Raw genomic sequence first — 17,461 nt, forward strand, 5'->3', positions numbered from 1 at the left:
CGTCGGAGTTTTGCTCCAAAAGGCGGTACCCATGACCGAGAAAAGCAAGCGCGGGGTCACCGCGGTGATCCCTCTCGGCGGACAACTCGGTCAGCAGACGGACGAGCGAAGCATGCCGGTCGGGTTTTCCCACCGTGCGGGTCGCGGCGCCGTTCGCTGGCGAGGAATCCTGATCCGAGGGCCGGTGGGTGTCGGGAGTCCCACCGTCGAGATCGTCAGGATCCATCTGATCCAAACCCCCTACTCGACTGATGTAGCTTCCGATTAGATCACTAAATCGACGTAGCCGTCCTCCCCGGACAGCTGATCGGTGCGGCTATTCCACCCCAGCGTTGACTGAATGTAGTTGAAGGGAAACACGTGCGGAGCAAAACAGACATCTGCGGCATCGGCGCCGTAACCGCCTACGGCTGGGGGCGCGAACCGCTGTGGGAGGGCCTCGCCAGTGGCGTCCCCTGCGCCCAGTTCACCGAAGGCTACGGGGAGACACCGGATCTGCCGGGCTGGGTCGCGCACGTCGCCGAGGGCGGCAGATCCAGGGACGGCAGCCTGCACGCCCGCGCTTTGCTCGCGGCGGCACGCGAAGCGATCGAAGACGCCGGCGCACGGGGCTGGTCACCCGGGCGACGGGTCGGCGTCATCGCCGGCGGCGTCCGAGAGGACCTCCGAAGCTGGGACAGGCTCACCGAGATGGGCGACCAGCTCATGTACCGGCGCGAGTTCATCGGCATGATGCCCTCGACCCCGATCGCCGCGCTCATGTCGGAGTTCGGCTTCCGCGGCCCGTCGATGACGACGTCCGCCATGTGCGCGACAGGCAGCGCCGCGACCCTCACCGCGAAGATGTGGCTGGACGCGGGGATGGCCGACGACGTCGTGGTGCTCACCACGGATCTGTCCGCGACCAGGCCGGTGGTCCGCAACTTCGTGCACTGCGGAGTGGCCATCACCGACGTGCCGCCGCTCGATGCGTGCCGTCCTTTCCAAGAGGGCACCAAGGGCTTCACCTTCTCCGAAGCCGCGGTCGCGATAGTGCTGACCCAGCGGAAGACCGACGCGTACGCGACCGTGCTCGGCGGCGCCATGACCCACGAAGCGCACAACGCGATGGCGCTCGACCCCGACCCGACGACAGCGATCGCGGCGGTGACCGAGGGATTGGAGAACGCGCACGTCTCCGCCTCGGACATCCGCTACGTGAACGCGCACGGAACCGGCACGAAACTCTGCCACCGCACGGAATCCCAGATCCTCGAGAGGGTCTTCCCCAGTAGCACCCAGATCTATTCGATCAAGCCGCTGACCGGGCACAGCCAGTCGAGCAGCGCGCTGACCGAGATCGCGGCGAGCTGCCTGGCGGCGGAGCGGGATCTGATCCCGGCGCCGAAACCGGTGGCCGACGGGCATCCGCAGTTGCTGGAAGGACCGTCCCGGCCGGAAAACGGGCTCACCGTCAAGACGTCGATCGGGATGGGCGGTTACGTCACCGCTGTCGTGCTGGAGACCGCGTAGCCGACCAATTCGATAACACACGGTCTCAACGTCGTCACGAAGTGTCATTTACCGTGCTCATGTGGTCGATACTCCCGAGTAGCGACAACGCACTGAGCACGGAGGCGATCATGAGCGCGCGAACGGCATCCGACAATCTCGTCCGTAACTACCTGTTCCTGCGGCGCGCCATAGGTTTCCTCGGGATCGGACTGCCCTTCGTGCTGATCTTCGGGAAGTTGTTCGCCGACGGCGGCGGCCTGCTCAACTCGATCAGCGGGTACTACTACTCGGGAATGCGCGACGTCTGGGTCGGCGTCATGTGCGCCATCGGCGTCTTCCTGTTGTCCTATCGGGGTTACGGGCGGATCGACGACATCGCCGGGAACATCGCGGCGGTGGCCGCGGTCGGGGTGGCGCTCTTCCCCACCACGCCGTCGAACGGCGACAGCACGGATGTGTTCATCGGCAGGCTGCACCTCGTCTTCGCCGCGGTCTTCTTCCTCACCTTGGCGTTCTTCTGCATCGTGCTGTTCACCAAGTCGGATCAGGAGATCCCCGGCGCCCGCAAACCCGAACGGAACCGGCTGTACGTCACCTCCGGCGTGATCATGCTGGTGTGCCTGGCCTTGATCGTGGTCTGCGGCCTCGTTTTCGACGACCTGACGAAGTCGTTCTACCCGGCGTTGTGGCTGGAATCGATCGCGATTTTCGCGTTCGGCGTCGCGTGGCTGACCAAGGGCGGGACGCTGCTGCCGGACCGGGCCGTGACACCGGGGGCGACCGTGACGGTCTGACCAGTCCCGGAGCCGAGGCGATCAAGGTAAAGGAACCTTTATCATCGGCCGGGTCGTTGAGGCCTTATGACCGATCGCATCGCACTCCAGTTGGACCGCCGCGATCTGCTGGTGGTCGCGGGGATTCCCGGGGCGGGCAAGACCACCTTGCTGTCCCGAGCGGCGACCGGCACGCTGCCGGTGCTCGATTCCGACCAGGTCCGCGCGCGGCTGCGCGAACGGCTGCCCGCCGCGCTGCCGTACCGGTTCTACCGGCCGCTGGTCCACGGGTGGCACCGTGCGCGGGTCGTCCGGGCAGCGCTGGCGGACGGCGGACCGCTGGTCGTGCACGAGCCGTCGACCCGCGCGACCACCCGCGGGCTGCTGGCCCTGCTCGGCCTGCTGAGCCGTCGCCCGGTCCGGCTGCTGTGGCTCGATGTCTCCCCGGAGGACGCCCGCGCAGGCCAGGTCGCGCGCGGGCGCGTCATCCGGCGGCATTCGTTCGCCCGCCACGTCAACAGGGCCGAGAAGGTGCGCCGCGAACTGCGCTCCGGCTGGGTTCCGGCAGGCTGGCACAGCGCCCGGATGGTGACCCGTGAATTCACCGGGGCGCTGCGGTTCGTCACCGACGAGGAGCCGGGAAGAGTCCGGCTCCTCCCTGCTGAGCGGCGCGCCGCCTAGCCCTCCTGGGCGCGCAACCTCGCCCGGCGTTTCCCTTCGTGCATCGCCACGACACGGGCGACCGGGATCGTGTGCCCCTGTTCGACGAGGTCGGCGGGCAACGTCTGCGGCGACGGCATCGCCTCGGCCCAAGGATCCTTGTCCCCCAGCAGATCCGGCGCCGTGTAGACGGTGAAGTCGGCGGGGTGGACGGTGCCGAGATCGTCCCAGGCCACCGGGAACGACACCGGCAGTCCCGGCCGCAACCGCGGGCTGTACGCCGCCGCGACCGTGTTCCCGCCCGCCCGCGTCGAGTCGAGGTACACCTTCCCCTCGCGGTCTTCCACGATGTACGCGGTCGTCGCGACCGACGGGTCGACCTGCTCCGCGCGGGCGGCGAGCGCGCGGGTCGCGGCCGCGACGTCCTCGAAGCCCTGCCCCGGCACCAGCGGGACGAAGATGTGCACTCCCTTGGAACCGCTGGTCTTCACCGCACCGGCGAGCCCGGTGTCGGAAAGGGCCTGCCGCACCAGTTCCGCGGCCTTCACGACATGCGCGAAGTCGTCTCCGGCGGGCGGGTCGAGGTCCAGTACGAGATGGGTCGGGCCCGCGTCCGCCGTCATCAACGTCGGGTGGTACTCGACGGCACGCTGGTTCGCGAACCACAGCAGCGTGCGGCGGTCGTCGCAGAGCGCGTACGACACCTGCCGTTTCGACGTCTCCGCCCACATCCCGTGCCGCTTCACCCAGGCGGGCGTGTACTTCGGCAGATTCTTCTGCATGAACGGGTCCTGGCCGCGCAGGATGCGGATCACCGACAGCGGCCTGTTCTCCAGTACCGGGAGGAGGCGGCCCGCGACGGCGTCCAGGTAATCCACGAGATCGCGTTTGGTCGCGCCCTCGAACAACGGCTGGTCGAGGTTGGTCAGCTTGACCCCGTCGCGCTCGTCATCGCTCATGGGGTGAGCCTGGCACAAAAAAACTCGTGAGGGGCAAGTGTCGTTCTAACGGCACTTACCCCTCACGAGGAAAGCGGGCCGAGCCGGTACTTTCGCGTGACCGAGTGGACGACACCCGCCACGCCGAGACCCACCCTCGTGTCGCCCCGCTGATCACGCGTGTCGCCCCGCTGATCACGCGTGTCGCCCCGCTGATCACGCGTGTCGCCCCGCTGGTCACGCGAAACCGCCCGACCGTAGGTACCTGTTCCGGCTCCTTTGCCCGCTTGAAGTATGGGAAAGCCTCCTTGAGGGACTCTGGGTCCCTCAAGGAGGCCTTCACGGACCGAGCCCTGGGATCAGGCCGTCACTGCCACTCACGAGCCCTGGCACCTACTAAAGTCGGCGCCTAACTGATGTTGGCGTCAATACACGCGTAGAAGGCGTTCGCCGTGTCGTAGACGTTCCAGCGGGCGAGGATCTTGTGCCGCCCGCTCTGCTGCAGGTTCACGCTGTGCGTGACCGTCGCACCCGGGGTCGCGCCGTTGTCGTTGATGGTGGCGACCTTGGCGCCGTCGACGAAGTACTCCCACGTGCTGGTGCGGTGGCGAGCCGTCAGCGTCCACCGGAACTGGGTGGTGCGCCCGATGGAGTGCACCTTCCAGCCCTTGCTGTCATTGTTGAGGTCCGCGAAACGGCCGACACCGCCGTTACAGCTCATGAGCCCCTTGGGGCCCTCGACACTTTGCGGTTCCCATTTGATGTCACCACAGGAAACGGTGCTCTGGGCGCACTGTGCCTGCCTGCTGGCGGGCGAGGAAACGTAACCGTGCGCGCTGGCTGTTCCCGCCGGGATCGCGACCAGAACCGCCGGCACCATTGCCGCGCCTGCCGTCAGGGTCAAAAGCCGTCGTTTGAAGCTCATGCCTACCCCTTTCCCATCTCTACACCCGCCGCTGACCCGGTCGGGGAACCGTCCGCGGACTCGAGGTTCCTGGGCCACAGCGAGCGAAAAACCAATGAAGGTTGGGACCACATCCGCCAAAGGGCCGAGCAGGCGAATGTGGTCTAGACCATAATTGGTTCAGACGAGTCGGTCAAGAGTGACCAACCGGGCGCTTGGTGTCGTGAAGATCGAACAGGGGTTGTCAAGCCGTACGTTCAGCCCGCACCCAAACAGACGAACGGTCGCCGGAACGGATCAACGGCGATGGTGTCCGCCAACGCCGTCGCCGGTCCGGCCCCTTCGGCGAGTCCGCGGTGGTAATCGTCCATCGCGGCCGCCGCGGCCTCGTCACCGACTCGGCTCAACGGGGCGATCACCGTCCGCGAACCGCTCGCGAGCAGCGCGCTGGCGAAACCGAGGACTTCGTCGCCGGGCCGGATCCGGTTCAGCGCCAGTTCGCACGCCGCGAAGACGACCTGTGACGGCGGTTGCGCGAGCCCGGCCATCTCGTGCGCGAAGAGCGCGCCGTCCGCCAGTTCCAGCCGGGAGAACAAGGCGTTCTCGGGTTCGTGCGCGCCGTGCGCGGCGATGTGCGCGAGCTTCGCGCCGTCCAGCGCGCGCAGCACGGAAGACACTGTCGCGTCGGGCCCGGTCAACGTGTGCGCGTCCCGATAGTGCGTGGCGAGCTTGTCCAGCTCTCCCCTCGTGCCCACGAGACCCGGACCGCGGACGAGCACGACCTTCCGCGCGCTCGGCACCGCCGAGCGTTCCGCGCCCAGCCATGCCGTCGCCGACGGGGCGACGACGATCGGCCGCGACCGCAGCGCGGGCAGTACGCCCCAAGGGACGGCGTACAACGGGCCGGTCGGCACGACGACCAGACCGCGATCCCCGAGCAGCCCTTCCAGCGGCCGGATCAGCTGGATGTCGAGCCGTTCCGCCTGTTTCCGCGCCGAACCGAGTACCGACTGGACCAGGGGCGCCGGCAGCTGATCCGGGGCGAGGGCGTCGAGATCGACGTTCAGCATCCGCGCGGCTTCCGCCGCCCGCGCCGCCGAACCGAGCCGCACCAGTTCGCATCGCCCGCCCGCGACGACCATCGCCACCAGGTCGTCCCCGGAGTACGCGAAACTCACCAGCGCGCGTTCGCCCAGCCGTTCGGCGACCTCCGCGAGCCGCGCGATCGGCCTTGGCTTGCCCCAGCGTCCGGCATGCCACCCGAGCCGATGCGCATCACGCAGCCGCTCGGCATGTTTCGCGCGCAGGGCCGCCGTCGGATGTCCTTCGTGCTGCGCCTGGTGGATCGCCTGGTCGAGACCCCGGAGCTCGCCGACCCGCTCGGCGAGCTCCGGATCCGTCGCCGCGAGGGGTTCGTACCGATAGCTCTGCGCGCGGGTCCGCTCCGTCCAGGCGAACAATCGGGCCGCGTCCGCACGTTCGAGCACGATCTTGACGGCCAGATCCGCCAGCTCCCGGCCGTGCAACGCCGTCCCGGACACCAGTTCGAGGCCGCCCATCCGGTCGCGGACCCGGTCGAGTTCGGTGAGCCCGGCCCGGATCTCCGCCAGTGCCCTGGTCTTGTTCCCCTCCGCGATCGCGAGTTCCGCGCGGCAAAGTCTTCGCAGCATCCGATGATCGACGGAGGTCAGCCGCCCCGGACGCGGGATCCTGTCGAGCAACTCGGCCGCACGCTTGCGTTTCCCCTTCCGCAGCTCGACCCGGACGGCCAGCATGCGCGCCAGCGCGGCCTGGTCGGCGAGTCGCGGCATCGGCATCCCGTTCGCCGCGCGCAGCGCGCGGGCGGTCAGGGTGAGCGGGATTTCATTGGTGCGCAAGGCATCCCGGACGTCGGCGCGGAGACCGACGATGGTCGCGTTGGCGACGCAAGTCTGGCATCCCCAGCGCAGCATCCTTCGCCGCGCCGAGGCCGCGTAGCCGCGCGCGAGTTCGAGGTCGTCGCTCATCAGCGCCGCCGACGCGCGGTACAACTCCACGTCGGCGAGATCGCGGGTGGCACTGCTCTGCGCCCGCATGACCTCCAGCACCTCGTCGAGATGCCGGGCCGCCTCGTCCGCCAGGCCCGCGGCCAGCAACGCTTGAGCCTGGTCCAGCCGCAGAAGTGGATGCACCTCTTGGTCGAGGGCCCGATAGATCCGTTCGCTCTCCTCGTACAGCCGCAGCGCGGCGGGAACGTTCCCGACCCGCAGTTCGAGCGAACCGAGCGGACGTCGGACGTCGGCCGCCTGGAACCGCAGTTCGTACTTCTCCGCGATGTCCATGGCACGAGCCAGATCCTCACGAGCCCGGCCGACGGCGCCCAACCGCGTGTACGCCAGCCCGCGCGTGATCATCGTTCCCAGGTACGGATGAAGTACGGGAATCGGATCCTGCGCCGAGGCGAGAACGAATTCCTTACTGTGGATGGATGAATCGAAGTAGGCGATGCCGTCTTCGTTCTGCCCCACCGCCATCAGCAGGAGCCCGTAGTTGTGGTCGATGGCACCACTCAGTTCCGCCCGCAGCTTCGGATCCCCGACGTCGGCGAGCAGCGACCGGACCTCGTCCAGTTCGGCCAGCCCGGCGGCGACCTCGCCGCCGGTTTCCGCGCCGAGCGCGACCAGCGAGTTCGTGAGGCGGATCCGCACGGCGAGCCACTCCGACCGGTCGCCTTCGAGCGCCGGTTCCACCGAGTCGAGAACCGACATCCCCTGGTGGAGCAGCTTCAAACCTTCGCGTGGTCGCGCCGAGCAGACCGCGTCGACCCCTGCCCGCTGCAGGGCACGCGCCTTTTCGATGGCCTCGGCCATCCCGAGTTCTGTTACGACCACTGATCTATGACAGCACAGTCGGTAGCCGAAAGACCGCCACCCGCCAGGGAATACCCTGACGGGCGGTTCAAGTCTTTCAACTCACGCGGTCAAGGCGTCGGAGGCGGGGTCTGGATACAGCCGCCCGAGCATTCCAGCAGCTTGTCACGAAAGTGGTCACAGTCCGGGCTGTGTTCGTGATGTTGCAGTTCAGGCTTGGGCTGAGCCGGGTCGACCGGCTCCTCCTCACCGATGGGGTCCTTGACGTCCGTAGGCGTCGACATTTGACGATCTCCTCCCCTGCTGATCTTTCTCTGTCTTACCAGGCAGCCCCATTACGGCGGCCCCCTCTGTGCGCAGGCCCTCTTCCTGCGAACGGGGCAATAGTGCCACAACGGAGCAATGATCGGGAGTTTTTACCTACACTGAGTCATCGGCGGCACCCAAAAGAGGGACGCCTAGTTAGCGAGCCTTACGACCTGCACCAAATGGCCGGTAGGGGCTTACGCCGCCCTCTCCGACAACGACGGATCGAGATCATTTCGCTGCTCCATCCGGCCTAAGATCCAAAACTTCTTGCGCGACAAGGGTTTCCGCCGACAAACGCCGGGGAACTCACGACCGGTCGGGGGTTGACCGGCAAAAATCCGGAGGAGATAACGATGCCAACATGGTTGGTCATCATCATCGTCGCCGCCGCGGTCCTGGTAGTGGGAGCGGCCGTTTGGTTCGTCATCGAGGGGCAGCGCAGGCGGCGGTTACGAGAGACGTTCGGGCCCGAATACGACCGGGCCGTCAAGGAACACGAAAGCCCGAGGGAAGCCGAACGTGAGCTTTCCTCGCGGGTGAAACGCCATTCGGATCTCGACATCCGGCCGTTGCCGTCGTCCACAAGGGACCGGTACGCGCAGGAATGGGCGCTGATCCAGGAACAGTTCGTCGACCGCCCGTCCGGCGCCGTCGTCGAGGCGGACCGGGTACTGGTCTCCCTGATGGCCGAGCGCGGCTACCCGACCGAAGGGTACGACCAGCAGCTCGCGGACTTGTCCGTCCGGCACGCGAACGCGTTGCGGCACTATCGCGCCGGACACGAGACCCTGGAGAACCACAGGGAATCCGAAATGTCCACTGAGGACATGCGCGCGGCGATGAAGCACTACCGCGAGGTGTTCGAAGATCTGTTGACCGACGGTGACGAAGGAGTGGAAGATCATGGGAAGCAGGCCTCTGGGAACCGAGGACACGGAAAGCAGGCCTCTGGGAACCGAGGACTTGGTGAGCGCTGAGCCCGTCCCGGAAGAATCCACCAGGGAATCCACCGAGGACAGTGAGCAGACCCTGTTCGCCGTCACCGACGTCGAACGGTTCCGCGACAGCTGGCAGGGCATCCAGACGGCCTTTGTGGACGATCCGCAGCGGGCGGTCAAGGAGGCCGACGAACTCGTCGCCGTCGTGATCCAGAACCTGGCCACGACCTTCGCGGACCACAAGAAGGACCTGGAATCCGCTTGGAGCCAAGGTGAACCGGCCACCGAAGACCTCCGGATCGCGTTGCGCCGCTACCGGTCGTTCTTCAATCAGCTGCTGAAGTCCTAAGAGGTCTTCACGCGCCGGTGGTCGATCCGGGCCGCACGATCATCAAGACCGTCACCACGGCCCAAAGCAGGTTGAACATCCCGGTGTACATCGCCACGCGGCCCGCCGTGACCGGTTCCGACGGCGGCTCGGCGGTCAGCGCCGCGAGAATCGCGTTCTGCCCGGGAAGGACCAGCAGCGCCAGCACACCGGCGGCCGCGGCGGTGAGCACGATCGACACGATCACCCACAGGTCGCCGAACACCCGCATGCTCCCCGCCGTCGCCAGTCCGAAGAACGGCACCGCCAGACCGAGAATCGCGTAGACGCGGCAGATCCGGTTCAGCAAGCGCACCACGGACAGCCCGGAACCCGGTTCGGCGAACGCCTTCCGGGCGGCGGCGGGGAACATGCTGGCCGCGACGGTGACCGGACCGATCGCGATGACGGCGGCGAGTACGTGGATGATCAAGAGAACTTTCGACACGCCGCCGAGCCTATGATCCTCACCCCGGTGCCCGGTACCGGTGTTTTCGACGGATATCACAGGATTCCGGCCATCTCCTACGTCCGGTGACGTACGCGGAGTGCCGCTTGGGAACGGATGTGGCGAGGGCCCCTCCCGCGCCACCATTCGTCACCATGAACCTTCCCGTGGACACAGACGAACTCACGAAACGGTACGGCGAGCACCTCGCCGTCGACCGGATGAAGCTGACCGTGCTGCCCGGTGAGATCTACGGCTTCCTCGGCCCGAACGGCGCGGGCAAGACCACGACGTTGCGGATGCTGCTGGGCCTGGTCCGGCCGACTTCCGGCAGCGTGCGGCTGTTCGGCAGACCGCCCGGCGCGTTCGGCGAGGTCGGCGCGCTGATCGAATCGCCCGGGTTCTACCCGTACCTGTCCGGCGCGGAGAACCTCAAGGTGCTGGCCTCCTACAGTGGAACGGATCCGCTCCGCGTCGGCGAAGTGCTCGCGATGGTCGACCTCGCCGATCGAGGCAAGGACCGGTACTCGACCTACTCCCTCGGTATGAAGCAGCGGCTGGGTGTCGCGGCGGCGTTGTTGAAGGACCCTCGGCTGCTGATCCTCGACGAGCCGACCAACGGCCTCGACCCGGCGGGGATGGCCGACATGCGCGTGCTGATCCGGCGGCTCGGCGCGGAAGGCTGCACCGTGCTGCTGTCGAGCCATCTGCTGGGCGAGGTCCAGCAGATCTGCGACCGGGTCGGCGTCGTCTCCCGCGGCAGGCTGGTCGCGGAGAACACGGTGACCGAACTCCGCGGCGGCACGGTGCTGCACATCGAGACCGACGAGAACCTGCGCGCCGCCGATCTGACCCGGCGTTGGATCGGCGCGGAGAACGTGCGGGCGAGCGGGACCGGGCTCGATCTGACAGTCGCCCCGGAGCGCGCGTCGTGGCTGAACCGCGAACTCGTCACGGAAGGGATCGCGGTGCGCGAACTGCACGTCCGCGAACGGGATCTGGAACAGGTCTTCTTCGAGCTCACCGGAGAGGTGGCAAGTCATGTGGGGTAGCTGCACCGCCGAGCTGGCGAAACTCGTCCGGCGTCCGGCCAACTGGTTCCTGCTGGCGATCGCGGTCGTGCTCGGCCTGACCTTCACCTATCTGCTGCCTCTCGCGGGCGCGGCCGGCTCGCCGAGCGGGGCGCCCGGCACGGATCGCGGACTGGCCGCGACGTCACCGTCGAACCTGGTCGGCAACTCGATCGGCGGGCTGCCGGTGTTCCTCGGGGCGATCATGCTGGTGATCGGGGTGCTGGCCGTCGGCAGCGAATACGGCTGGGGCACGTGGAAGACCGTGCTGACACAGGGTCCTTCACGGCTGACTGTCTACAGTGGAAAGTTGTTCGCGCTGGCCGTCGCGACCCTGACGGTCGTGCTGACGACCTTCGCGACCGGCGCGGTCACGAGCGCGATCATCGCTTCCTCGGAAGGCCAGCCGACGGACTGGCCCGAATTCGGCTCGCTGCTGACGGGGATCGGCGCGGGCTGGCTGATCGCGATGACCTGGGCGGCGTTCGGCGCGGCGCTCGCGATCGCGATGCGCGGGGTGGCGCTGCCGATCGGGCTCGGCCTGGTGTGGCTGCTGGTGGTCCAGAACCTGCTGTTCGGGGTCGCGGCCCCGCTTCTCGACTGGGTGAACACCGTCCAGCTGGCCCTGCCGGGAGCCAACGCCGGCGCACTGGCCGCGTCGCTCGGCGCTTCGGGTGCGACGCCGGGGATCGGGGCCCTCGTCGGTGCCTCGCAGGCGACGCTGGTGGTGGCCGGGTACCTCGTGGTCTTCGCCGTTCTCGGCGGATGGCTGCTGCGGCGCCGGGATGTCCTCTGAAGATCCGTGAAGGCCTCCTTCCCTACCTTGAGGGTGGTGAAGGAGGCCTTCACGGACCGCTAGGCGAGGGCGTCGAGGTCGGCGATGACGTCCTTGGGCAGTTCCAGTTCCGCGGCGGCGATGTTCTCCCGCAGGTGCGACACCGACGACGTCCCCGGGATCAGCAGCATGTTCGGCGACCGCTGGAGCAGCCACGCGAGCGCGACCTGCATCGGCGTCGCGTCGACGCGACGGGCGCAGTCGTCCAGCACGCCGGACTGCAGCGGCGTGAACCCGCCGAGCGGGAAGTACGGCACGAACGGGATGTTGATGGCCGCGAGGGCGTCGAGCAGGCCGTCGTTGGCGCGGTTCGCGACGTTGTACTCGTTCTGCACGCAGACGACCGGCGCGATCGAGCGGGCTTCCTTGACCTGCTCCGCCGAGACGTGGCTCAGGCCGAGGTGCCGGATCAGGCCCTGTTGCTGAAGCTCGGCGAGGACCTCGAACGGCTCCGCGACCGAAACCGGGATCGGGAAGACCCCGTGCTCCCCCGCGAGCCGCAGGTTGACGACGTCGAGCACGTCGACGCCGAGGTTGCGCAGGTTGTCGTGGACCGCCGAGGTCAGCTCCTCGCGCGAAAGCGCCGCAGGCCAGCCCTTGTCCGGAGTCCGCTTCGCGCCGACCTTCGTGACGAGGTGCAGGCTGTCCGCGTACGGGTGCAGTGCCTCGCGGATCAGCTCGTTGGTCGTGTGCGGACCGTAGAAGTCGCTGGTGTCGATGTGGGTCACGCCCAGCTCGACAGCCTCGCGGAGGACGACGAGCGCGGCGTCACGATCGCTCGGGGGTCCCCAGATGCCGGGGCCGGACAGCCGCATGGCGCCGTAGCCCATCCGGCTCACGGTGAGATCGCCGAGGGTGTGGGTGCCGCCTGGGCTCATGATCGCTCCTTGTACGAGTGGGTTGCGCTCACCTTAAGCAGATCCGGCCGGTCCGGCTCGCGCGGGAAGGGAGCAAGGGACCTTTGCTATCGCCCGGGGCTCTGACCTGTGCGAACAGCCAGGCCGACCAGCTGGTTCGCCAGTCCTTCGGTCAGCCCGTCGACGAACATCTCGCGGCCGGCGGGCGCTCCCCGTTCGGCAAGGACCGTCGCCACCGCCTCGCCAGGGTTCGCGTAGGGCCACAGCCCCGCGACGAGGATGAAGACGGCCTTCGCGAAGTGTCCGGCGGCTTGAGCGTCCAACGGGACCTGTGCGCGGACGACGTCGCCGAGCCGTTCGGTCCGTTCGGCCGCCCGGCTCTTGAACGTCCGCGCGGTCTCTACGGCGATGTTGCGTTCGAGTACGGCGGCCATCGTGCTGATCAGCTCGCACAGCAGGCGCTGCCGCGAGATCGACTTCGCGATGACTGTCGCGACGCTCTCATAACCAGCGTCCTCAAGCGCGCCCAGTTCGTCTTCGAGCTCGTCGAGCCACGCGACCCAGACCGCGTCGAGGACTTCGAGGAAGATCGCCTCGCGGCTGTCGAAGTAGCGCAGCACGTTCGACTTCGCCAGGCCGACCCTGTCGCTCAGTTCCCGCAGGCTGATCCGGGAGACGGGCCGCTCGGCCAGGAGTTCGCGCGCCGCGCCGAGGATCGCCGCGCGCCGGGCCTCCACCTGTTCCGGCCGCCGGGCGCGCTGGAATTCGGGGGACACGCGCCGCACGGTACCAGACCACCCGGCTGTTATTCGGCGTTCGCGGCCCTCCGTGCCTGCACCCGCTTGTAGCTCCAGATCAGCAGCGCGAACAGGATGAGCCCGGACAGGATCAGGCTCGAACCGGTGCTCCAGCCGGCGAGCGGCAGGCCGGGCACGAGTCCCCAGACCACGCCCGCGGCCAGCAGGCACAGCCCGGCCAGCACCGAACCCGCGATGCGCAGCGGAGACGAAACGCTGTCCTCCGCCGCCTTCATCGCCCTGTCGCGGATGGGATCGACGTACTTCTCCACCGCGGGGAACTCCGAAGCCAGCACGAGCAGACCCGCGAGCACCAGCAGCAGGCCGGGTCCGGGCAGCACGAGCAGCGCGATGCCGACCAGCAGGAGAATGACGCCCGCGATCAGGATCAGCACCTGCCTCACGGGTTTTCCGATGCCCACGTCATTCTCCTCGCCGTCGTTCCTCTGACCGATTGTGCCGGGAACGCGCTGGTCCCGCCCGATCTGAAAACTCTTCGCCGGACCTGTCTGTTCCGGGAGGAGCCGTTCGTCGGTGGGGTGAACCACCCACCGAAGGACGGAGGCACGCATGCACCCCGACCCGCGCCGATGGCGAGCGCTGGCCCTGCTCTGCACGGCCAATTTCATGGTCATCCTGGACTCGCAGATCGTCGTGCTCGCGGTGCCGTCGATCGAACGGGACCTGGGTTTCGCCGGCGGCGGGACACATTGGGTGCTCAGCGCGTACCTGCTGAGTTTCGGTCTCCTGCTCCTGCCCGCCGGCCGCGCCGCGGACCTGCTCGGCCGCCGCCGGACGTTCTCGGCCGGCACGCTGCTGTTCCTGCTCTCCTCGCTCTGGTGCGGACTCGCCTGGAGCGACGACGTGCTGATCGCCGCCCGGGTCCTCCAGGGGATTTCGGCCGCGCTGATGGCGCCGAGCGCGCTTTCGCTGGTGATGACGACGTTCACCGACGACGGCGAACGCACCAAGGCGCTCGCCGCTTGGTCGGGTGTCGGCGGCTTCGGCGCCACGGCGGCGCTGCTCATCGGCGGGGCGTTGACGCGGGCGTTCGGCTGGGAGTGGGTGTTCTTCCTGAACATCCCGGTCGCGCTCGTGCTGCTCGTGGCCACGCCTGCCCTGCTCACGGAAAGCCGCGACGCTTCACGACGCGGAGCGCCGCTGATCCCCCTGCGGATCTTCTCGTCGCGGATGCTCACCGGCGGCAACCTGGTGATGTTCACCAGCGCGATGGGCGCTTTCGCGGTCTCGTTCCTGATTTCGCGCTACGCGCAGGAGGTACTCGGCTATTCGCCGCTGCTGTTCGGCGTCGCGACGGCGGTGCTGCCGGTGATGGCGGTCGTCGGGGCGTACGGCGGGCACGCGCTGATCCTCAGGATCGGCGTCCGTGGCCTGGCCGCCGCGGGCACGATGCTGCTCGGCGCCGGCTGCCTGACGCTGGCCGGCGTCTCGCCGGACGGCGCCTACCTGACGGATCTCCTGCCCGGCCTCGCCGCCTTCGGGCTCGGGCTGGGCGCGGCCACCGTCGCCGCGCCGATGGCCGCGCTGGGCGGCGTCGACGCCGGGGACACCGGGCTCGCGTCCGGTATCAACACCGCCGCCTTCCAAGTCGGCGGCGCGCTCGGCGTCTCGGTAGCCTCGGCCGTGTCGGCGGCCGTCACCGGTACCGCGACGTCGGCGGAAGCCGTGACCGGAGGCTTCCGCGCGGGATTCGCGGTCGCCGCGTGCTTCGCGGTGCTGGGCCTGGCAATCGCTCTTTCGGCGCTGCGGCCCGAAAAAGCCCTGGCGATGGAGGACTGATGCGCTACATGTTGCTGATCTGCGGGAGCCCTCACCCCGGCGCGGACGGCTGCGACGACCCGCTAGACGAAAAAACCCAGGCGTGGGTCGACGAGATGACCGCTCGCGGAGTGCGGTTGTCCGGCAGCAGGCTCCGCTCGACGGCCACCGCGACCACCGTGCGCCACCGCGACGGCGACCTGCTCGTCTCGGACGGGCCGTTCGCGGAGACGAAGGAACAGATCCTCGGCTACGACCTGATCGAGTGCGCCGATCTCGACGAGGCGATCGAGGTCGCGTCGAAGCATCCGGTCACGAAGTTCGCGACCATCGAGATCCGGCCGATCTGGCCGACGCCCTGACCGTCTCTACGCTCTCCGTGAAGGCCTCCTTGCCTACCCTGTAGGTAGGGAAGGAGGCCTTCACTACCTCCGCGATCACCACGCGCACCAGAAGTCACAGCGGCCGCGAGTGAAGGCCCCCTTCCCTCGGCTCAGCCGAGGAAACTCGACCTTCACGTACCTCAGGCGACCAGGGCGGCGGCACCGAGTGGGTCAGGGTGGTCGTGAGTGGCAAGTGTCGTTAGAACGCGACTTACCACTCACGACCCGCTGTACCGACGCGTCACCGCCTCACGCCCCGCCAGGCGATAGCAAAGGTCCCCCGCTCCCTCACCCACCGCCCAACAGCTGCTCAAACGGCACAAACCCGCTGCTCGGAGCCTCAACCGGCGCCGACGACAACCGAGCGGCGAACTCCCGCCCAGCCCGCGAAGCCCGCGTATCGAGATCCCCCGGAGACGCCCAGTCCGCCGAAGCCGCGTACACCGCCGTCGCGACAGGCTCGGCGCGAAGGTAGGCGAAGAGCGGACGCAGCGCGAAGTCGAGCACCAGCGAGTGCCGTTCGGTCCCGCCGGTGGCGCCGATCAGCACCGGCTTCCCGTCGAGCGCCTTCTGATCCAGCACGTCGAAGAACGACTTGAACAGTCCGCTGTACGACGCGGTGAACACCGGTGTCACGGCGATCAGGCCGTCCGCGGCGGTCACCGTGTCGATGGCCGTGCGCAGGGCCGGGGAAGGAAACCCGGTCAGCATGTTCTTCGTGACGTCGATGGCCAGGTCGCGGAGTTCGATCACCTCGATCTTCACGTCCGGCAGCGCGGAAGAAGCCGCCGCGGCCAGTTTGTCCGCGAGCAACCGCGTCGAGGACGGCTGGCTCAACCCCGCGGTCACGACAGCGATCGTCGTCATACCGTCACCCCCGACACCAGCGAAGCGTGCGTAGGAGCCTCAGGAACGTGAGCGGGGCGAGGCGAGTCAAGTTCCTTGCGCAGCACCGGAATCACGTGCTCACCCAGCAGGTCGAGCTGCTCCAGCACGGTCTTCAGCGGCAGCCCGGCGTGGTCCATCAGGAACAGCTGACGCTGGTAGTCGCCGAAGTGCTCGCGGAAGCTCAGCGTCTTGTCGATCACCTCTTGCGGGCTGCCGACGGTCAGCGGCGTCTGCTCGGTGAACTCCTCCAGCGACGGCCCGTGCCCGTACACCGGCGCGTTGTCGAAGTACGGCCGGAACTCCCGCACCGCGTCCTGCGACTTCGGCCGCAGGAACACCTGTCCGCCGAGGCCGACGATCGCCTGGTCCGCCTTGCCGTGCCCGTAGTGCTCGTACCGCTCGCGGTACAGGTCGATCAGCGCCTGGAAGTGCTCCTTCGGCCAGAAGATGTGGTTCGCGAAGAACCCGTCGCCGTAGTAGGCGGCCTGCTCCGCGATCTCCGGGCTGCGGATCGAGCCGTGCCACACGAACGGCGGGACACCGTCGAGCGGCCGCGGGGTCGAGGTGAACTCCTGCAGCGGCGTCCGGAACTTGCCGGACCAGCTGACCACGTCTTCGCGCCACAACCGGTGCAGCAGGTGGTAGTTCTCGATCGCGAGGGGGATGCCCTGGCGGATGTCCTTCCCGAACCACGGGTACACCGGGCCGGTGTTGCCACGGCCCATCATCAGGTCGACCCGGCCGTCTGCGAGGTGCTGCAGCATCGCGAAGTCTTCGGCGATCTTCACCGGGTCGTTCGTGGTGATCAGCGTGGTCGAGGTGGAGAGGATGAGTTTCGACGTCTGCGCGGCGATGTAGCCGAGCATCGTCGTCGGCGAAGAGGGCACGAAGGGCGGGTTGTGGTGCTCGCCCGTCGCGAAGACGTCGAGGCCGACCTCTTCGGCCTTGAGCGCGATCCGCACCATCGCCTTGATCCGCTCGTACTCGCTGGGCGCCTCCCCGGTGGTCGGGTCGGTCGTCACATCGCCCACCGTGAAGATTCCGAACTGCATGACCTGCTCCCTAAGCCGGGTTGTTGTTGCTTGAGCGTTCAACCTCACGCGCGCAAGAAGTATTCCAGACCATCGACGCAGGCCGAAAGGGTGACTTGATCGGCTCGGAAAGTGGCCGCC

General features: G+C 67.9%; 18 protein-coding genes. 9 read left to right on the top strand and 9 right to left on the bottom strand.

Annotated elements, in window-relative coordinates; all coding sequences use genetic code 11:
- Positions 1–360 precede the first annotated feature (360 nt).
- The 3 genes from ACFOSH_RS04970 to ACFOSH_RS04980 all read left to right on the top strand — a co-directional run bounded on the left by ACFOSH_RS04970 (position 361) and on the right by ACFOSH_RS04980 (position 2,948).
- Positions 361–1,512, top strand: coding sequence for a beta-ketoacyl synthase N-terminal-like domain-containing protein (locus tag ACFOSH_RS04970; protein ID WP_378237468.1), 1,152 nt, complete (start codon positions 361–363; stop codon positions 1,510–1,512).
- A 110-nt stretch (positions 1,513–1,622) separates the two neighbouring features.
- On the top strand, positions 1,623–2,288 hold the full coding sequence (locus ACFOSH_RS04975) for a DUF998 domain-containing protein (protein ID WP_378237469.1): 666 nt from the start codon (positions 1,623–1,625) through the stop codon (positions 2,286–2,288).
- 66 nt (positions 2,289–2,354) lie between these two features.
- The gene (locus tag ACFOSH_RS04980) at positions 2,355–2,948 is read left to right on the top strand and encodes an AAA family ATPase (RefSeq protein WP_378237471.1); all 594 of its coding nucleotides are present in this window, start codon (positions 2,355–2,357) and stop codon (positions 2,946–2,948) included.
- On the opposite strand, the gene ACFOSH_RS04985 is transcribed toward ACFOSH_RS04980, so the two are convergent.
- From ACFOSH_RS04985 to ACFOSH_RS04995, 3 genes are all read right to left on the bottom strand, one after another.
- Positions 2,945–3,886 (bottom strand): DNA polymerase domain-containing protein, encoded by a 942-nt coding sequence (locus tag ACFOSH_RS04985; RefSeq protein ID WP_378237472.1) that lies wholly within the window; start codon positions 3,884–3,886, stop codon positions 2,945–2,947. The two genes, ACFOSH_RS04980 and ACFOSH_RS04985, sit on opposite strands and share 4 nt — an antisense overlap.
- Positions 3,887–4,274: 388 nt before the next feature.
- The gene (locus ACFOSH_RS04990) at positions 4,275–4,790 is read right to left on the bottom strand and encodes a lytic polysaccharide monooxygenase auxiliary activity family 9 protein (RefSeq protein ID WP_378237473.1); all 516 of its coding nucleotides are present in this window, start codon (positions 4,788–4,790) and stop codon (positions 4,275–4,277) included.
- 236 nt (positions 4,791–5,026) lie between these two features.
- Complete coding sequence (locus tag ACFOSH_RS04995; RefSeq protein ID WP_378237474.1) at positions 5,027–7,639, bottom strand: CHAT domain-containing protein; 2,613 nt, start codon at positions 7,637–7,639, stop codon at positions 5,027–5,029.
- 641 nt (positions 7,640–8,280) lie between these two features.
- Between ACFOSH_RS04995 and ACFOSH_RS05000 the strand changes: the two genes are divergently transcribed.
- Together ACFOSH_RS05000 and ACFOSH_RS05005 are read left to right on the top strand one after the other, a co-directional pair.
- Positions 8,281–8,904 (top strand): hypothetical protein, encoded by a 624-nt coding sequence (locus ACFOSH_RS05000; RefSeq protein WP_378237475.1) that lies wholly within the window; start codon positions 8,281–8,283, stop codon positions 8,902–8,904.
- Positions 8,894–9,214 carry a hypothetical protein gene (locus ACFOSH_RS05005; RefSeq protein ID WP_378237477.1) on the top strand — a complete coding sequence of 107 codons (321 nt, stop codon included), beginning with the start codon at positions 8,894–8,896 and terminating at the stop codon, positions 9,212–9,214. The genes ACFOSH_RS05000 and ACFOSH_RS05005 overlap by 11 nt, the downstream gene beginning before the upstream one ends.
- A 7-nt stretch (positions 9,215–9,221) precedes the next feature.
- Here the strand turns inward: ACFOSH_RS05005 and ACFOSH_RS05010 are convergent, their stop codons facing one another.
- Positions 9,222–9,680, bottom strand: coding sequence for a hypothetical protein (locus ACFOSH_RS05010; protein ID WP_378237478.1), 459 nt, complete (start codon positions 9,678–9,680; stop codon positions 9,222–9,224).
- Positions 9,681–9,835: 155 nt separating this feature from the next.
- Here ACFOSH_RS05010 and ACFOSH_RS05015 point away from each other — a divergent pair, with 155 nt between their 5' ends.
- Positions 9,836–10,732: an ABC transporter ATP-binding protein gene (locus ACFOSH_RS05015; RefSeq protein WP_378237479.1), complete on the top strand. Its 897-nt coding sequence runs from the start codon at positions 9,836–9,838 to the stop codon at positions 10,730–10,732.
- On the top strand, positions 10,722–11,546 hold the full coding sequence (locus ACFOSH_RS05020) for an ABC transporter permease (RefSeq protein ID WP_378237480.1): 825 nt from the start codon (positions 10,722–10,724) through the stop codon (positions 11,544–11,546). Before ACFOSH_RS05015 ends, ACFOSH_RS05020 begins: the two co-directional genes overlap by 11 nt.
- A gap of 59 nt (positions 11,547–11,605) precedes the next feature.
- Here ACFOSH_RS05020 and ACFOSH_RS05025 read toward each other — a convergent pair whose 3' ends face one another.
- The 3 genes from ACFOSH_RS05025 to ACFOSH_RS05035 all read right to left on the bottom strand — a co-directional run bounded on the left by ACFOSH_RS05025 (position 11,606) and on the right by ACFOSH_RS05035 (position 13,661).
- Positions 11,606–12,463 (bottom strand): oxidoreductase, encoded by an 858-nt coding sequence (locus tag ACFOSH_RS05025; RefSeq protein ID WP_378237481.1) that lies wholly within the window; start codon positions 12,461–12,463, stop codon positions 11,606–11,608.
- An 86-nt stretch (positions 12,464–12,549) separates the two neighbouring features.
- Positions 12,550–13,218, bottom strand: coding sequence for a TetR/AcrR family transcriptional regulator (locus ACFOSH_RS05030; protein WP_378237482.1), 669 nt, complete (start codon positions 13,216–13,218; stop codon positions 12,550–12,552).
- A 29-nt stretch (positions 13,219–13,247) separates the two neighbouring features.
- A complete protein-coding gene (locus ACFOSH_RS05035) occupies positions 13,248–13,661 on the bottom strand; it encodes a PGPGW domain-containing protein (protein ID WP_378237483.1) in 414 nt (137 codons plus the stop codon).
- Between the two features lie 148 nt (positions 13,662–13,809).
- Between ACFOSH_RS05035 and ACFOSH_RS05040 the strand changes: the two genes are divergently transcribed.
- The gene (locus tag ACFOSH_RS05040) at positions 13,810–15,039 is read left to right on the top strand and encodes an MFS transporter (RefSeq protein ID WP_378237484.1); all 1,230 of its coding nucleotides are present in this window, start codon (positions 13,810–13,812) and stop codon (positions 15,037–15,039) included.
- Positions 15,039–15,380, top strand: coding sequence for a YciI family protein (locus ACFOSH_RS05045; protein WP_378237485.1), 342 nt, complete (start codon positions 15,039–15,041; stop codon positions 15,378–15,380). Before ACFOSH_RS05040 ends, ACFOSH_RS05045 begins: the two co-directional genes overlap by 1 nt.
- A 309-nt stretch (positions 15,381–15,689) precedes the next feature.
- Here ACFOSH_RS05045 and ACFOSH_RS05050 read toward each other — a convergent pair whose 3' ends face one another.
- Both ACFOSH_RS05050 and ACFOSH_RS05055 read right to left on the bottom strand, forming a co-directional pair.
- Positions 15,690–16,268 carry a CE1759 family FMN reductase gene (locus ACFOSH_RS05050; protein WP_378237486.1) on the bottom strand — a complete coding sequence of 193 codons (579 nt, stop codon included), beginning with the start codon at positions 16,266–16,268 and terminating at the stop codon, positions 15,690–15,692.
- Positions 16,265–17,341, bottom strand: a complete 1,077-nt coding sequence (locus ACFOSH_RS05055; protein ID WP_378237487.1) for an LLM class flavin-dependent oxidoreductase — start codon at positions 17,339–17,341, stop codon at positions 16,265–16,267. The genes ACFOSH_RS05050 and ACFOSH_RS05055 overlap by 4 nt, the downstream gene beginning before the upstream one ends.
- Positions 17,342–17,461 lie beyond the last annotated feature (120 nt).

The sequence above is a fragment of the Amycolatopsis speibonae genome, from assembly GCF_042647925.1.
GTDB lineage: Bacteria > Actinomycetota > Actinomycetes > Mycobacteriales > Pseudonocardiaceae > Amycolatopsis > Amycolatopsis speibonae.

Excerpts from the sequence above, each read along its gene's own strand:
- ACFOSH_RS05000 (WP_378237475.1), top strand. The coding sequence starts at position 8,281 with ATGCCAACATGGTTGGTCATCATCATCGTCGCCGCCGCGGTCCTGGTA.
- ACFOSH_RS05020 (WP_378237480.1), top strand. The coding sequence starts at position 10,722 with ATGTGGGGTAGCTGCACCGCCGAGCTGGCGAAACTCGTCCGGCGTCCG.
- ACFOSH_RS04980 (WP_378237471.1), top strand. The coding sequence starts at position 2,355 with ATGACCGATCGCATCGCACTCCAGTTGGACCGCCGCGATCTGCTGGTG.
- ACFOSH_RS04990 (WP_378237473.1), bottom strand. The coding sequence starts at position 4,790 with ATGAGCTTCAAACGACGGCTTTTGACCCTGACGGCAGGCGCGGCAATG.
- ACFOSH_RS05045 (WP_378237485.1), top strand. The coding sequence starts at position 15,039 with ATGCGCTACATGTTGCTGATCTGCGGGAGCCCTCACCCCGGCGCGGAC.
- ACFOSH_RS04985 (WP_378237472.1), bottom strand. The coding sequence starts at position 3,886 with ATGAGCGATGACGAGCGCGACGGGGTCAAGCTGACCAACCTCGACCAG.
- ACFOSH_RS05015 (WP_378237479.1), top strand. The coding sequence starts at position 9,836 with ATGAACCTTCCCGTGGACACAGACGAACTCACGAAACGGTACGGCGAG.
- ACFOSH_RS04975 (WP_378237469.1), top strand. The coding sequence starts at position 1,623 with ATGAGCGCGCGAACGGCATCCGACAATCTCGTCCGTAACTACCTGTTC.
- ACFOSH_RS05025 (WP_378237481.1), bottom strand. The coding sequence starts at position 12,463 with ATGAGCCCAGGCGGCACCCACACCCTCGGCGATCTCACCGTGAGCCGG.
- ACFOSH_RS05040 (WP_378237484.1), top strand. The coding sequence starts at position 13,810 with ATGCACCCCGACCCGCGCCGATGGCGAGCGCTGGCCCTGCTCTGCACG.
- ACFOSH_RS05050 (WP_378237486.1), bottom strand. The coding sequence starts at position 16,268 with ATGACGACGATCGCTGTCGTGACCGCGGGGTTGAGCCAGCCGTCCTCG.
- ACFOSH_RS05055 (WP_378237487.1), bottom strand. The coding sequence starts at position 17,341 with ATGCAGTTCGGAATCTTCACGGTGGGCGATGTGACGACCGACCCGACC.